General features: G+C 56.7%; 14 protein-coding genes and 5 tRNA genes. 7 read left to right on the forward strand and 12 right to left on the reverse strand.

Translation table 11 applies throughout. The features are described from left to right. Positions 1-23: 23 nt before the first annotated feature. Positions 24-842, forward strand: coding sequence for a phytanoyl-CoA dioxygenase family protein (locus tag MJA45_RS22690; RefSeq protein WP_315604175.1), 819 nt, complete (start codon positions 24-26; stop codon positions 840-842). Between the two features lie 257 nt (positions 843-1,099). Here MJA45_RS22690 and MJA45_RS22695 read toward each other — a convergent pair whose 3' ends face one another. From MJA45_RS22695 to MJA45_RS22705, 3 genes are all read right to left on the reverse strand, one after another. After that, a complete protein-coding gene (locus tag MJA45_RS22695; protein WP_315604176.1) occupies positions 1,100-2,239 on the reverse strand; it encodes an LCP family protein in 1,140 nt (379 codons plus the stop codon). Positions 2,240-2,397: 158 nt separating this feature from the next. Then, positions 2,398-2,757, reverse strand: coding sequence for a Lin0512 family protein (locus MJA45_RS22700; protein WP_315604177.1), 360 nt, complete (start codon positions 2,755-2,757; stop codon positions 2,398-2,400). A 212-nt stretch (positions 2,758-2,969) separates the two neighbouring features. Beyond that, complete coding sequence (locus MJA45_RS22705) at positions 2,970-4,097, reverse strand: GerAB/ArcD/ProY family transporter (RefSeq protein ID WP_315604178.1); 1,128 nt, start codon at positions 4,095-4,097, stop codon at positions 2,970-2,972. 165 nt (positions 4,098-4,262) lie between these two features. On the opposite strand from MJA45_RS22705, the gene MJA45_RS22710 reads away from it, so the two are divergent. From MJA45_RS22710 to MJA45_RS22720, 3 genes are read left to right on the forward strand one after another with little or no spacing between them, the layout of a single operon-like run. Then, positions 4,263-5,378, forward strand: a complete 1,116-nt coding sequence (locus MJA45_RS22710) for a GerAB/ArcD/ProY family transporter (RefSeq protein ID WP_315604179.1) — start codon at positions 4,263-4,265, stop codon at positions 5,376-5,378. Beyond that, positions 5,375-6,967 (forward strand): spore germination protein, encoded by a 1,593-nt coding sequence (locus MJA45_RS22715; protein ID WP_315604180.1) that lies wholly within the window; start codon positions 5,375-5,377, stop codon positions 6,965-6,967. The genes MJA45_RS22710 and MJA45_RS22715 overlap by 4 nt, the downstream gene beginning before the upstream one ends. Next, the gene (locus MJA45_RS22720) at positions 6,964-8,178 is read left to right on the forward strand and encodes a Ger(x)C family spore germination protein (RefSeq protein WP_315604181.1); all 1,215 of its coding nucleotides are present in this window, start codon (positions 6,964-6,966) and stop codon (positions 8,176-8,178) included. Before MJA45_RS22715 ends, MJA45_RS22720 begins: the two co-directional genes overlap by 4 nt. 275 nt (positions 8,179-8,453) lie before the next feature. On the opposite strand, the gene MJA45_RS22725 is transcribed toward MJA45_RS22720, so the two are convergent. From MJA45_RS22725 to MJA45_RS22735, 3 genes are all read right to left on the reverse strand, one after another. Further along, positions 8,454-8,538 (reverse strand) — tRNA-Leu (locus MJA45_RS22725). A gap of 57 nt (positions 8,539-8,595) precedes the next feature. Next, positions 8,596-8,671, reverse strand: a tRNA-Lys gene (locus MJA45_RS22730). A gap of 26 nt (positions 8,672-8,697) precedes the next feature. After that, positions 8,698-8,772, reverse strand: a tRNA-Glu gene (locus MJA45_RS22735). Positions 8,773-8,945: 173 nt separating this feature from the next. Between MJA45_RS22735 and corA the strand changes: the two genes are divergently transcribed. Then, complete coding sequence (gene corA, locus MJA45_RS22740) at positions 8,946-9,878, forward strand: magnesium/cobalt transporter CorA (RefSeq protein ID WP_315604182.1); 933 nt, start codon at positions 8,946-8,948, stop codon at positions 9,876-9,878. Between the two features lie 268 nt (positions 9,879-10,146). Here corA and MJA45_RS22745 read toward each other — a convergent pair. The 3 genes from MJA45_RS22745 to MJA45_RS22755 form a co-directional block, all read right to left on the reverse strand. After that, positions 10,147-10,237: transfer RNA gene (locus MJA45_RS22745), tRNA-Ser, on the reverse strand. A 9-nt stretch (positions 10,238-10,246) separates the two neighbouring features. Then, positions 10,247-10,322, reverse strand: a tRNA-Asn gene (locus MJA45_RS22750). A 17-nt stretch (positions 10,323-10,339) separates the two neighbouring features. After that, complete coding sequence (locus tag MJA45_RS22755; RefSeq protein WP_315604183.1) at positions 10,340-10,813, reverse strand: SprT family protein; 474 nt, start codon at positions 10,811-10,813, stop codon at positions 10,340-10,342. Positions 10,814-11,094: 281 nt separating this feature from the next. On the opposite strand from MJA45_RS22755, the gene MJA45_RS22760 reads away from it, so the two are divergent. Together MJA45_RS22760 and cmpA are read left to right on the forward strand one after the other, a co-directional pair. Continuing rightward, complete coding sequence (locus tag MJA45_RS22760) at positions 11,095-11,451, forward strand: hydrolase/acyltransferase (RefSeq protein WP_315604184.1); 357 nt, start codon at positions 11,095-11,097, stop codon at positions 11,449-11,451. A 232-nt stretch (positions 11,452-11,683) separates the two neighbouring features. Then, a complete protein-coding gene (cmpA, locus tag MJA45_RS22765) occupies positions 11,684-11,815 on the forward strand; it encodes a cortex morphogenetic protein CmpA (protein WP_315604185.1) in 132 nt (43 codons plus the stop codon). A 165-nt stretch (positions 11,816-11,980) separates the two neighbouring features. Here cmpA and MJA45_RS22770 read toward each other — a convergent pair whose 3' ends face one another. The 3 genes from MJA45_RS22770 to MJA45_RS22780 all read right to left on the reverse strand — a co-directional run bounded on the left by MJA45_RS22770 (position 11,981) and on the right by MJA45_RS22780 (position 14,976). Beyond that, a complete protein-coding gene (locus tag MJA45_RS22770; protein ID WP_315604186.1) occupies positions 11,981-14,194 on the reverse strand; it encodes a Tex family protein in 2,214 nt (737 codons plus the stop codon). Between the two features lie 149 nt (positions 14,195-14,343). Continuing rightward, entirely contained in the window at positions 14,344-14,694 is a 351-nt protein-coding gene (locus MJA45_RS22775; protein ID WP_315604187.1) for a type II toxin-antitoxin system PemK/MazF family toxin, read from the reverse strand. 3 nt (positions 14,695-14,697) lie between these two features. After that, a complete protein-coding gene (locus MJA45_RS22780; RefSeq protein WP_315604188.1) occupies positions 14,698-14,976 on the reverse strand; it encodes a CopG family ribbon-helix-helix protein in 279 nt (92 codons plus the stop codon). Between the last annotated feature and the right edge of the window lie 206 nt (positions 14,977-15,182).

Genomic DNA, 15,182 nt, shown 5'->3' on the forward strand with positions numbered 1-15,182 from the left:
GGGAAAACAAGGAGGAGTCAATCATGGCGACAGGCACCAAAATCACAGTTGAGGATAAAAAGCATTACGACGAAGAAGGCTTCCTTATTGTAAAAGGGCTCGTGTCCACGGAGGAAGCGGAAGGGCTGCGGGAGCATTTTATGAAGCTCCAAGCGGGAGGCCCGATTCCCGGATGCTTCAGCCCCGTTCCCGAGGGAGAAGCCAAGGATATTCTGCAGCGTTATCCGAGGATGATGCATCCCCACAAGGTGGATGAGCTTTCGATGAAGATGATGCTGGACGGCCGGATTCTGGACGTACTGAGGGAACTCCTGGAGGAGGAGCCCCTTGCCGCCCAGAGCATGTTCTACTTCAAACCGCCCGGAGCGAAGGGCCAGGCTCTGCACCAGGACAACTTCTACTTGAAGGTGGAGCCGGGCACCTGCATCGCCGCCTGGATCGCCGTGGATGATGCGGACGAGGAGAACGGAGGAATGTTCCTCGTTCCGAAATCGAACGCCTTGGAGGTGCTCTGCCCTCATTTGGCGGACCCGGCCGTATCTTTCACCCGGGATGAAGTCGATGTTCCGGACGGTCTTCAGCCCGTTCCCGCCCGGATGAAAGCGGGGGACGTGCTGTTCTTCAACGGGAGCATGATTCACGGCTCTTATCCCAACACCTCGGAGGACCGTTTTCGCCGGGCGTTCATCAGCCACTACACGGGAGTCTCCACCACCCGGATCGGACAGTACTATACTCCTCTCTATGAAGCGTCGGGAAAGCCGATCGACCGGGATGCGAATCCCACTTCCGGTCCGTGCGGCACCGAGCATAACCAGGGCGGGGTATACCAGCCTCATTAGGCTGTGAGCCGTCGTAAGCCCCCGGCCCAAAGCCGGGGAGGTGCCCTATCCGCAAAGTGCCAACAAAGTTACCCGATAAGGCACCAGGTGCCAAAAAAGAAAGACCTCGGTCTCCCTATGTTGGGAGACCGAGGTCTTTCTTGCGCAGGAAACGGGAGGTTCGTCTTGCTCGGACACCTTTCCGATATACCCCTTGTTCCGCTTCCCCCTACTTACCGGCAGCCGGGTGAAGGGAAGCGGGACTTGATCAGGGGCTTTTAGGAACGCCTTCCGGACTTTTCTGAATCCGTCCCTCGACCGGACCCGTTATCCTCTCCCGCTCCCGAGGAGGCTCCGCCGTTCTCCCCTTCCGGCTCGTCAGACCCGGTGCTCATGCCGCTCACGCCAACCGCCTTGGAGAGGTCTCCGGTAGAGGAACTTTCCGCCGGCAGGCCAAGCTCCGCTCTGTAAGCGCGCAGCGCATCCTCCAGCTCGTTCTGGTGCATGAGCAGATAGGGGCTGTCCCATATCCCCCCGGGATGCTCAAACTGGATTTGCTCCGGCTTAAGCTTCTTGAAGGACAGAATCCATTGCTTCAGCTCCTGGGCGGGAATATCGGTTTGCACGCTTTCCCCGGCAATGTCGAGAACGCCGCCCCATTTGGATATCCCTCCCAGGGAGGTCAGCTTATCGAGAAGTCCCTTTATCACCTGCTGCTGGCGGGTGTTTCGTTCCAGATCGGACGACTCCCCGGTCCCTTCATTGGACTTGCGGTACCGGACAAAGTCCAGCGTCTGTTTGCCGTCCAGCTCCTGCAGGCCTTTGCGCAGGTTGATATCCGTTCCGTCCGCGTGGTCCGTGTATTTCATGTCCATGTCCACGTCCAGCTTCAGCCCCCCCAGCTCGTCGACCGTCCGGCTGAAGCCGTCAAAGTCGATGACCGCCATATAATCGATGGGGACCTCCAGCATGTCGCTGAAGAAACGTTTGGTTTCCTGGAGAGCGGTGTTCTTGTCCTGGTTATAGAAGTAAGGAAAGAAATAGTTGGCCTTGTGCCGACCGTGATGCTTGGACTTCAGCAGCATGTCGCGGGGCAGAGAGACAACGGTCATTTTATGAGTCTCGGGATTAAGCGCGGCCAGCATCATGACATCCATGTTCATGGTCCCTCCGCTTCCTTCCCGGCTGTCAATTCCGGTCAGCAAAAAAGTCATTGGCCTCCACTTCCGGGAGTCGTCCGCCTTCTCCTCCGCACCGGCGCTCGGTTGGCTGCCGGCCATTTTATCCAGCGCGTCGTTGGCCTTCGTATACAGATAGCCAGCGTAAGCGGCTGCGCCTCCGGCCGCCAGCGCCATCCCTATGAATAACGTAATGATTACTTTGCGTAAGGTTTTTCGGGGCTGTCTTCGGTTCCTCATGATCTCCTCCTGATAAAGTATTCGGGTAAGCCGCCCCTAATTGTACCGGAAGTTAGCCGGGAGTAGGTTACAGAAATGTGACGAAACCTGACAATAAGTGTCTAAACCGAAAAGAAAACCCGCAAGCCCCTAAAAGAGCCTGCGGGTTTCCCGGATGATCAATAGCCGACCTCCACGGAGGCGTTGACCACATAAATCAGATCGTTCTTGTCGTTCTTGTCTTCAAGCACCACGCCGCTTGTCGTGAGCATGCCGCCGTCCATCAGCTCGACGGTTACCTCCCCGTAAGGGAGAACCGCCTTCACCTGCTCCACATCCAGCTGCTCCTTGTCACAGGGAACCGCCAGCTTCACCCGAACCTTCATATTATGAAGGCTGTTGCCGGGGAGCATCGCCCGCAGGCCGGGCATGGAGTTGTGGTGAATGGCGTTCTTCACGGCCCGAACGGCCGCTTTCGTCACATCCTGCCCATGCAGATCGATGCCCGTGCCTAGCTCAATGAAGATCACTTTGTCCATCCGTCATCCTCCTGTCAGGGATTCATACCGCTTATCTCCCAGACAAGGTAACACAGATTAGGGACCAAAGCAACGGGCCCGGGCTTCTTCCGGAACCCTCGGTCCCCATCCGCCAGGCAGCCCGGGGGAATGCGGGGATCAGGACCTGGCCCCGTTCCCGGCTGTGTTTAACGAATGATGGCCTGACTCCTCGAGCTTACGGCAGGCAGCGGTCAGGTCTCCTCCGCTCTCTTTCGCCCCCCCTTTCCTCTTCCCTGCTTCCCATGGAAGAAGGATAGCACCAGCAGAAGAAGGGGATAAACGAAGCCCAGAAGGATGCTCGGGTAAAGCAGAAACTGGGAGTATACCTTCAGGCTAAACAGAATATTGGGGTTGGTGACATGGGCCAGGTACATCATAAGAGCGGCCAAGGGAGCAATAAGCCAACGCCCGTTAGCCAGATTAAAGAGAGCGGTCAGCACCTTGATTCCCGTATAGTACGTAATGGAAAGCTTCAGAAAGCTGGACAGAAACCAGGCACCGGCAAGCACGACTTCAATCCTTGTCAGAAAGTTGCCAATGTTGATTTTGCGAGCCAGCGTAAACGTTGGGTACAGCCTCAATTCCATTAAAGGGGATCCCATGACGGCAATGCTCAAAAACATCAAAATGACGAGAACCACGCTTCCCACAGCAGATCCTGCAAGCATCGCCTTCTTCCCCTTTTCGGGATTTCCCACATGGTGGAAAATAAGGAGAAAAAGGAACAACTGGAGAAAAGGGAACGCCCACAGCAAAGCCGACACCTTGGCAACCGGGAGGATTCCCTCCCCCAGAATGGGTCTGATTTTCTGAAGATTTACATCTGGTAGAAGAAGAACATAAATGATCAGGATAAGGAGCAGAATCCAGGGAAAGAAAATTTCGGCCGTCCGGGCAAGCGGCTGAAGGCCCATCCAGACGGCCATCACCACGACGGCCAGGAAAATAACCTCTACCGCCCAGTCGGGCGTATCGGGCAGGATTTCCCCCGTAACGAAGTCTGCGGTGTTTTGCAGGATTAAGGCGCAGGTGAAATAAACATACCCAAAGATCAGCACGGCTAGAACTTTGGCTGTCCAGCGGCCAAGGAGCCGACCCGTAAATTCCATCAGCGTGCTTCCCCTCATCCGTATCCCCACCCACCCGTACAACAGGGTCGTCCCCGTTCCAACCGCCCCCCCCAGCATCGCAGCAATCCAGGCATCCTCCCGGGCTACCGAAATAAGGACCGAGGGAGCTACCAGAATGGAGGTCCCTATGACGAAGACCACAGTCAGGATAAACAGCTGCCGGGTCGAGATTTGCCCATCCGCTTTCATGCCTCCTCCTCCCTTCTTCCTCCTGTTGTTAACATTCTCACCCGAGCCCTATTCTAAACGCTTTTCCCGGATGAATAGGCAGAAAAGTGAACAAGCTATCGCTTAGAACTCCATGACACACGACCTTTTCGCCTACAGGAAAGGAAGCCTATGACCCCTACGAGAATGACCAACCACCAGTTGTTTTCCCTCATCGTTCTGTTTGAGTTGGGGAGCTCCATTGTCATCGGCCTGGCCGTCCGTGCCAAGCAGGATGCCTGGCTGGCCGTTCTTGCCGGCCTGCTTGGCGGACTCGTGCTTCTGACGCTCTATGTCTTGATTCTAAGGCTCTGCCCCGGCATGAGTTTGACCCAATGCTTCGTGAAAGCCTTTGGCCGCTATATCGGGCGACCGCTTGCTTTTGCGTATTGCGTTTATTTTCTCTATCTCTCGGCAAGGGTTCTGCGGGACTTTGGGGCCTTGCTGCTCACCTCCGCCCTGCCGGATACGCCCATGTCCGCCGTCAACCTGATCATGATCCTCGTCATCCTTTACGGTGCGGTTCTGGGAATAGGGGCCCTTGCCCGTGCGGGAGAAATTTTTCTGTATATCTGTGTGCTTATTGCTCTGCTTGGCGTGATCGTGCTCCTCTTCTCCAATGTGATCAAACTGGAAAACTTCCTGCCTATCCTCGAGAACGGATGGGGCCCGGTTTGGTCAGCGGCTTTTCCCCAAGCGGTCACTTTTCCGTTTGGCGAGGTTATTGTGTTTACCATGTTCAGTCCCTACCTCATCCACACCCGTGGGGCAATTCGGACCGCCTACCGGGGGATGATCGTCAGTGGACTTATCCTGGCCTTTGTGACCGCCCTTAACATCGGGGCTCTCGGCACTTTCGGCTTAACCAACGCCGTCTTTCCTCTCCTCAAAACGACCGCCCTCATTAAGGTCGGAAATTTCCTTCAAAGGCTGGAGGCCTTTACCATTCTTCTGCTTATCGTGGGAGGCTATTTCAAGATTGTGCTCTTCTTTCTCGGGGGCGTGCTCGGACTCGGCGAAATCCTTTTTGACGGTAAGCCGGGAAAGTTCAGCAAGGGAATGTGTGGGCTGCTGGCCCTGGCCGTTTGGTCGGTTTCCCTTCTCATGGCGCGGAGCTTTCCGGAGCATGCTAAAGTCGGTCTCGACATCGTCCCGCGTTATGTGCATATTCCTATGCAAATGATCATCCCTGTTCTGCTGCTCCTAATGCTCTATGTCCGCAAGCTAATCCAAGGCAAAGGCCAAGGGAGGTCTGCTCCATGAACAAGCTGTTTTCTCTCTTCCAAAAGGTCAAAAAAAGAGTGCCGGGAACCGAGCCTAACGCCGTGCCTCCCAAACCGAAGCCGCCGGTTCCTCTAGAGGACAGCATAAAAAACGTCTTCCAGGAGGTGACTCACCGGTTTGGGAATAGTCCCGACATTGTATCCCGACGCATTTACCTGGGAGAGCCGCCGGGCATTCCGGTTGGCATCCTGTACGTCAAAGGATTGACGGATGCCACCCAGCTGATCCAATCCCTCCTCGCGGACCGGATCGTTTGGGACGGGGAGAAGTCCTACCCCCCTGCCAAAGCCATCTCCTATCTGAAGCATGTCGTCATTACGGTTTCCGAGGTTAATGAAATCGGCGACTACGATGAGATGATGCATGCGTTGTTTTCGGGACAAACGATTCTTCTCGTGGAGGGAATCAACCGGGCCTTGTCCGTCTCCACCGAGGGAGGGGCACGAAGGGGCGTGGAGGAGCCGAGCACGCAGTCGGTCATCCGCGGCCCCCGCGAGGGCTTTACGGAGACAATCGACGTCAATACCGCCATGGTCCGGCGTAAAATCAGAGATCCGCGCCTGTGGATCGAGAATCAAAGGATCGGGAAGGTCACCCATACCCGGGTAGCGCTTATGTATATCAAAGGGCTTGCCGACGAAGGCGTGCTTAAAGAAGTCCGCCACCGGCTAAGCCGTATCGACATCGACGGCATCCTGGAAAGCGGGTATATCGAGGAAATGATTCAGGACGCCCCCTTTAGCCCCTTCCCTACGCTTTTCAACACGGAACGCCCCGATACGGCGGCGGCCTGGCTTCTCGAAGGGCATGTGGCGGTCTTCGTGGACGGAACACCTTTTATTCTGCTTGCTCCGGCTTTGTTCAACCAGTACTTTCACGCACCAGAGGACTCGTACCAGCGGGCGGACTTCGCGGCGCTTCTGCGGCTGCTCCGGTTTCTGTGCTTTTTCATCGCTCTTCTGGCACCGTCCTTGTATATTGCCATCACGACGTTTCACCAGGAGCTGCTGCCGACTCCCCTTCTTATCGGCCTAGCTGGCCAGCGGGAAGGAGTCCCCTTCCCCGCCTTTGTGGAAGCCCTGGCCATGGAGATCACCTTCGAGATTCTCCGCGAGGCGAGCGTCCGGATGCCCAAAACGATCGGCCAGTCCGTTTCCATTGTCGGTACCCTCGTCATCGGACAGGCGGCCGTGGAGGCCGGTCTCGTTTCTCCGGCGATGGTCATCATCGTCTCCATTACCGCCATTTCAAACTTCGTCATTCCGGCATTCAGCATGGGGATCTCCATCCGGATGCTCCGCCTGCTCTTTATGGGGCTAGCGGCCTCCTTCGGCCTGTTCGGTCTCGTCATCTGCATGATTGGCATGATTCTGCATTTGACCAGCCTGAGCTCCTTCGGGGTTCCCTACATGGCTCCCTTCGCTCCCTTTATGCCGGCGGAGCAAAAGGATTCACTTATCAGGCTTCCTCGCTGGGCCATGTTCTCCCGCCCCCGCATGAGTACGGACAATAACCTTATCCGTGAGGAAAACACGGCGGCCCAGCCCCAAAAGGAGGACCACGCATGATAAAAAAAGGACTCCGCCTCTTCGTCCTTCTTAGCCTGCTTACCCCTTTGCTCACGGGGTGCTGGAGCCGCCGGGAGCTGGATATGCTGGCCATCTCCTCCGCTTTCGGCCTGGACAAAGAGGGAGACCGGTACCAGGTATCGGTTCAGATCGTCAACCCGGGTGCCGTGGCGAGCAAAAAGAACGGAAGCGGCCGTGCTCCGGTCGTGACCTACCGGACGGATGGCCGCTCGGTGCTGGAGGCCATCCGCCGGATGACCACCGAAGCCCCCCGCAAAATTTACGGCGCCCACCTTCGCGTCATCGTCCTCGGGGAAAATCTGGCGAAGGAAGGGATCGCGCAGGCTTTGGATCTGCTTTTTCGCGACCAGGAGGTCCGGGGAGATTTCTATATCGTGATCACGAAGGGCGTCTCGGTCCAAACGGTCCTGCAGACGATGACTACTTTGGAGCCGATCCCGGCAAACGATCTCTTTACCTCCTTGGAAATGTCCGAGAAGGCGTGGGCGGCGACCGGCAGCATAACGCTGGACGATCTGGTGTCGGATATCGTCAGCAAAGGCAAAGAGCCTGTCTTGACGGGTGTTCAAGTGAGGGGAAACCGGGAGAAGGGAATAAGTAAGGAGAATACGGAGAAGGCTCGCAGCGATGCCATCCTGGCCTATTCGGGCATGGCCGCTTTTCGCAAGGATAAGCTTGTCGGTTGGTTAAGCGAGAATGAAAGCAAGGGCTTCAACTACAGCCAGGGGCAAGTGAGAAGTACACTGGTAACGGTCCCCTGCCCTTCCGGCGAAAAGAGTCCCGACAATATGGGTATTCAGGTGGTCCGGACCAAACGCAAGCTCAAAGCCCGGATGGAGAACGGCCGCCCCGTCATCGACCTGGCCATCAAGGGAGACGCGATTGTTTCGGAATCCGGCTGCAAGGCCGATTTGTCCAAGCTGGAGACCCTCGCGGCTCTCGAGCAGGAAACCGATAAGGACATCACCGAGAAAATTGAGAAGGCCCTAACCCGCGCCCGAAAGCTGAAGACCGATATTTTCGGCTTCGGGGAGGTCATCCACCGGTCCTATCCCGCCTACTGGAAGGGAGTCAAGGATCAGTGGGATAAGGAATTTCCCGAGCTTCCCGTCCGGGTGAAGGTGGACATCGCGATCAAACGCACGGGAGAGTCCATCCAGTCGATTGAACAGAAGATGAGGGCCGATTAAGACGTGGGATGGGCGGAGGGCCGTGCTCCTGACCGAGGGAGGAGGGCTGTCAGGACGGCCGGACCGGGACGGAAGGGGGAAGGCAGCCGTTCCGGATTCCCTCCGCGCGGTGCCGGCCGGATCGGGCAAGGAGCGCTCCCCTCGAGCGGCTCTCTATGCAAGGAAAGCGGGGGCGTCCCTTCCCAAACGGCAAAAGCCTGGCTCGCGCCAGGCTTTTTGATCAAAGATAAAGGAAATAAAAAAAGTCCGGTCTCCCGGACTTCGGTTGGTATGTATGGTGCGGTCGGAGGGATTTGAACCCTCACGCCCAGTGGGCACTACCCCCTCAAGATAGCGTGTCTGCCGTTCCACCACGACCGCATGTAAGAAAAACGAGGATTTGTTTACCGGATTCAGCCTTCCCTCTTGAGGATAGAGTGGTGAGCCATGAAGGACTCGAACCTTCGACACCCTGATTAAAAGTCAGGTGCTCTACCAACTGAGCTAATGGCTCGCAGCGGAAGCTGGTTCAAGTTGAAATGGTGACCCGTAGGGGATTCGAACCCCTGTTACCTCCGTGAAAGGGAGGTGTCTTAACCCCTTGACCAACGGGCCTTGCTTCGCTTCTTGGCTGCTGTCTCCGTGACAACAAAATTGATTATATATGATTCTTTTGAAGAAGACAAGCCCTTTTTCAAAAAAGTTTTACTGCCAATATGTTGAAGTCCCGGTAAGCTGGCCTGGCCCGTTTTGTGCTATGCTTAGGCCATGACGATAGGAGGTCCGGCATGCTCGTTTATCATACATCCACTGGCCAGGTTACCAATGAGAAGGTCCGCGTTCCCGCTGAAGGGGAAGTGGCCTGGATCCGGCTGTACCAGCCCGATGAGAAGGAAATCCAGTACGTGCTGGAGGAGCTCTTCCACTGCCATCCCCTGCTCGTGGAGGACTGCATCAAATTCAACCAGCGGCCCAAGCTCGACCGGTACAAAACGAACGTGTTCCTTACGTTCTACTCTTTCCGGCGCAAGGAGCTTAAGCCGGTGGAAATGGCCCATGTACTAGGAAGCAATTACGTTATCACCATCTACAAAGAAGAGCTGCCTTTTCTCGAGAAGCTTTACCGGGAATTCGAGCAGGTCGAAGACCGGATGAAGCACGCCGGCGATATTCTCTATCACATTCTCGATCACTGCGTGGACGAATACAGCGAGCTCACCACCGAGATTCAGGAGGATGCGGAAAGACTCGAGCGGGCCATTTACCGCAACCCGAACGTACGGATCGCCCAGGACATTTTCCGGCAGAAACGACACCTGCAGAAGGCAAGGCGCATCCTGGTCGAGGAGAAAACGATCCTCAGCACGATCAGCCATCAGAATTTGTCGTTTACCCGCCAGGAAACCGACGTCTACTTCATCGACATTTACGATCACATTTCCCGTGTCATCGACACGGTCGACATTTACCGCGAATCGACTTCAGGCCTGCTGGAGCTGCAGATGGCCATGAAGTCGGACCGGATGAATGAGATCATGAAGACGCTCACGATCATCTCCTCTATCTTCCTGCCGCTGACGTTTATCGTCGGCCTGTACGGGATGAACTTCAAGCATATGCCGGAGCTCGAGTGGAAATACGGCTACGCCTACGTCGTGGTCATCATGGCCGCGGTCGCCGCCGCGATGTGGATTTTCTACAAGCGGAAAAAATGGCTCTAGAAAACCCCAAAAAGTGAAGCGGATGCTCCGAGGGTTAGTCCTAATACTTTTTGGGGGCCCCAGTAAGACCAAAACACCTTGAAAAGCTCCCAAAAAGTGAAGAAACACCCCAAAAAGGGAAGCCGATGCTTCGAGGGTTATTCCTAATACTTTTCGGGGACCCGGTAAGAGCCAAATCAAAAAGCCCCTAGCTTCCCAAAAGGCTCGAAAACCCAAAGGGCACAAAAAGCAAAAAAGCCGCGGAATCGCGGCTTTTTACTGGTATGTATGGCGGAGAGAGAGGGATTCGAACCCTCGCACCACTTGCGCAGTCTAACCCCTTAGCAGAGGGTCCCCTTGAGCCACTTGGGTATCTCTCCAAGAAAAGCTGGCTCCCCGAACAGGACTCGAACCTGTGACAACTCGATTAACAGTCGAGTGCTCTACCAACTGAGCTATCAGGGAACAGTACTACTAAATTATCACGGTTTGGCGGCCAAGTCAAGCGGTTCCAGAATCAGCCTACCGCGGCATTTTCCGCAGACGTAACGGCCGGGATCCACCCTTCTTTTGCGTAAATATTCCATCGAGCAGGCCGTGCACCGCAGGCGGTATTTGTACGTCTCCCTCGTTTTGGCCTGAGGCAGCGCGGAGCAGAACCGGGAGCCGCCTACCCGGCGGAGCAAGGTTTTGAAATCGGCATCCTGGTGCTTGTACCCTTTGCGCTCCAAGTGGAGATGATAGTGGCACAGCTCATGCTTGATGATCTTCTCGACCTCTTCGGTCCCGAATACCTCGAACTGGCGCGTGCTGATCTCGATGTTGTGGGATTTCGTAAAGTAGCGGCCGCCCGTGGAACGAAGTCTGCTGTTGAAGGTCGCCCGGTGGCGGAACGGCCGGCCGAACGAATGAAGGGAAACCCGCTCCACCCACTCCTGCAGCTGTTGGTCGTTCATGGTTTATAGACTCCCTTGCTTGGAAAGATTTTATTCCCTTATGGAGGAAGAGAAAGCGGTCTTTCGGTTGCATCCCGAAGAGCAGTCAACCTTAGTACCTAATCCGTGAGTATTGTTCGGCTTTCCTAGTGATCTTCGTGTTCCTCCAGAGTTTTTCTCACCAGCCAAGATACCGGATAAGGGACTAGCTCCTCTCTTGAATTTGTACCGTAGGTTGGGCTACACTGTCAAGAGAAACGATGCCGGCTGTCCGGCTCTTAGAAGAGGAGAAACGATTGGCTATGGCACAGATGAGATATGGACTGCTTCAGCTTGGAGAATCGCTGGAATTTGTGGAAATGCCCGCTACCCACATGTACCAGCTGACCGCCTTGAACCGCCGCCTGCACAAGGAAATCGAGAAACTGACGGCCGACCGGGTTCCGGCGCTGCCCCGCATGGCGGCGGAATGCGACAACCTCGAGGTCATCGACCAGGTTTACCCGGTAACGAACGGCCTGGAGTATATCAACCGACTGGAGGAGGCGTTCGCCGCCATCCCCGAGAAAGAGTACCCTCTCGTGTCCCTGCTGACCGAAATCCGCGCCCTTCAGGCCCAGCTGGAGCAATGGTACGAGGAAGAAGCCGAGCTGTCTTAATTCTCGGAAAGAACGGATCGGACCAAACGCCGAAAGAAACCGGCAAGTTCTCCCTCGCCCCCTAAGCCGGCCGGGCTTCCGTTCCTGGACATCCGTCGGGTTCCGCTCGGACCTGCACCAAAACGCCCAGCTCCCCATAGACTGTTAAAAAGGGTAACGGGGCCTGCGGGCGCCATCTGCCGCTGGATGGGGTTTCCAGGCTGCGGGCCGATGCCGGGAAGGAGCGAAACGGATGCCTCAATGGCTTTCCAATCAGCTGATGCGGGCCTTTCATGCGAAGAACCGCCGTAAAATCCGTTTGCTGAACGATTGCTGGTTTTTCTACCGTACCCGGGAGACCGGGCAGACGGAACAGGTCAAATAGCTTAAGTAGGCGTGCAAAAAAAGAGCGGAATCGATCGAAGAAATTCGACCGGTTCTGCTCTTTTTGGATTTAGCGGGGACAGCGATGCCGGCTGCTCCTGAGGACTCATCGCGCCGTACTCGGCTATCCACGAAAAGCACACTACGGGATGTAACCAAAAGCCGGCTAAGGCTTCTTCATCGTCAGGCTGACGCGGCCCTTCTTCTCGTCCACGCCGAGCACCCAGACCGTCACCGTATCCCCGACGGACACCACGTCCATCGGGTGCTTCACGTAGCGGTCGCTCAGCTGCGAAATGTGGACGAGGCCGTCGTTCTTGATGCCGATGTCCACGAAGGCGCCGAAGTCAATCACGTTGCGCACCGTGCCGTGCAGCTCCATGCCGGGCGCGAGGTCCTCGAGCTTCAGCACATCCGTGCGGAAGATCGGAGGAGGAAGCTCCTCGCGCGGGTCGCGGCCGGGCCGCTGAAGGCTGTCGAGGATGTCCCGCAGGGTCGGGACGCCGACGCCGAGCTGCGGCGCGAGCTCCTCCGGCTGCTGCTCCTGCAGCCGCGCTTTCAGCTGGGCCGTGCCCAGCTGCTCCCGTTCCAGGCGAAGCTCCTGGAACAGGCTGTCCACCACCCCGTACGACTCGGGGTGGATGGGGGTGCCGTCCAGCGGGTTCTTCCCCCCGCTGATCCGCAGGAACCCGACGCACTGCTCATACGCCTTCGCGCCGAGGCGCGGGACTTTGAGCAATTGCTTGCGGTCGGTGAACTTGCCGTTCTCCTCCCGGTACGCCACGATGTTCTTCGCGATGGTGCCGTTCACGCCGGCTACATAGCCGAGAAGCGACGGGGACGCCGTGTTCAGGTCAACGCCGACATGGTTAACGGCGGACTCGACGACGGCGCCCAGGCTTTCTTCGAGCCGCTTCTGGGTTACGTCGTGCTGGTACTGCCCGACCCCGATCGATTTCGGGTCGATCTTCACGAGCTCGGCGAGCGGGTCCTGCATCCGGCGGGCGATCGAGATGGCGCTCCGTTCCGCCACGTCGAGGTCCGGGAACTCGCCCTGGGCGAGCTTGGACGCCGAATACACGCTGGCCCCCGCCTCGCTCACAATGATGTACTGCAGCTCCGGCCGGCCCAGCTCCTTAAGCAGGTCGGCCACGAACTGCTCCGTCTCGCGGGAGGCCGTCCCGTTGCCGATCACGATCAGCTCGACGCGGTACTTGTCGATCAGCTGCCGGAACTTCGCCTTCGCCTCCGCCACCTTGTTGTTCGGCGGTGTCGGGTAAGTGACGGCGATCTCCAGCAGCTTGCCCGTCTCGTCCACGACGGCGAGCTTGCAGCCTGTCCGGTAAGCCGGATCGACGCCGAGCGCCACCTTGCCCTTCACCGGAGGCTGCAGAAGCAGGTTGCGGAGGTTCTCCGCAAAGATCCGGATCGCATGCTCCTCCGCCTGCTCCGTCAGAAGGCCGCGCACCTCGCGCTCTACCGCCGGAGCAATCAGCCGCTTGTAGGCGTCCGCAATGACGGCCTGCAGCGTCTCCTTCGCAGCGGAGTCTCCGCGGATATACTGCCGCGCGATGAACTCGTGAATCTTGTCCGCCGGGACGTCCAGATTCACCTTCAGCACATCCTCCCGCTCTCCACGGTTGATCGCGAGCGTCCGGTGCGGAGGAAGCCGCTTGACCGGCTCGCTGTATTCGTAATACATCTCGTATACCGATTCCTGCTCCTTGTTCTTTGCCGCCGTCACCACGATGCCGTGGTCCTGCGTATGCCGGCGGACCCAGGCGCGTACCTTCGGATCATCGGCGATGCTCTCCGCAAGAATATCCATCGCCCCCTGCACGGCATCCTCGGCCGTCGGCACCTCCTTGGCGGCGTTCACATACTTCGCCGCCTCCTCCAGCACCGAGCCGCGGCGCGGCTGCGAAAGGATCCACCCGGCGAGCGGCTCCAGCCCTCTTTCCTTGGCCACGCTTGCCCGCGTCTTGCGCTTCTGGCGGTACGGCCGGTATAGGTCCTCGACCTCCTGCAGCTTCCCCGCCTTCTCGATGGACGCCTTCAGGTCCGCCGTCAGCTTGCCCTGCTCGTCGATCAGCCGGAGGACTTCCTTCTTCCGGTCCTCGAGGCTGCGCAGGTACTGAAGCCGTTCTTCAATCGAGCGAAGCTCGTTCTCGTCGAGTTCCCCGGTCATTTCCTTGCGGTACCGCGCGATGAACGGGATGGTGTTCCCCTCATCGAGCAGGGTGACCGTCGTTTTCACCTTCGCCTGCGGCAAGTTAAGCTCCGAGGCGATCTGCTTCCGAATCCGTTCCTGGACCTGCTGGTCCTCTCCTGCCGTCTCCGGAACAGTCTTTACGGCCTCCCGGCCGGTATCGTTTGCCATTCGTTGTCCTCCTTGCTTCCTTTGCTTCCTTTGCTTCCTTGCGTTCTTCTATGTAGGATTTTCTTCGGCACGGCATCGGCGAATCCCTGTTTATAGGCATCAAAATAGCCCCACCGCGTGGAGCTCTCATGATTTGTGGCTCTATTCTTCTAGAAATCAATCAAGCCCACGCTGATCTGAAGCGATTCGTCCACCTTGCGCATGGTTTCGTCGTCCAGGTGCGTGATTTTGTCCGTGAGGCGCTGCTTGTCGATGGTCCGGATCTGCTCGAGCAGGATCACCGAATCCCGGTCGAAGCCGTGCGTCTTGGCATCGATCTCGACGTGAGTCGGCAGCTTGGCCTTCTGGATTTGGGCCGTGATGGCCGCAATGATGACGGTCGGACTGAAGCGGTTGCCGATATCGTTCTGAATGACGAGCACCGGCCTTACCCCTCCCTGCTCCGAACCGACGACGGGGGACAGTTCAGCAAAAAAAACATCGCCGCGTTTGACTATCAAGGACTACACCCCGCTAACCAAGCGGCTTACGGTACTTCCTGCGTCTTCTTCCGCCTGAAATGCTTCCGAAGCGATGTGGAGATTGATTTTGGCCATTTCCATATAGCCTCTTTGCATGGATTCGCGGAGATGCCTCTTTTTGCGTTCCATGAGGTACAGCTTCATGGCCTGACGGATAAATTCACTGCGGTTCGAATTTTCCATTTCTACAATCCCGTCTACTTCCTGCAGCAGATTGTCGGGCAGACTGATCATGATCCTTTTCGTGTTCATGTTTGACACAGGTTTAGCACCCCCAAGTGACGTTAGCGAAGACAATATTACCATTATGATGTGATCCAAGCCATTTCATACAAAAACTAATATATGCACGTTGTATATCATGTATGTTATACCGTAATTTCCAAATAGGCAAGGGCCCGGGGAAACTTTTTATCCTTTAATGGCGTTTTTTAGCGTGAAATGGCATTTCACGGATAGGCTGTCCT

The organism is Paenibacillus aurantius (assembly GCF_032268605.1).
In the GTDB taxonomy this organism is placed as follows: Bacteria; Bacillota; Bacilli; order Paenibacillales; family NBRC-103111; genus Paenibacillus_AO; species Paenibacillus_AO aurantius.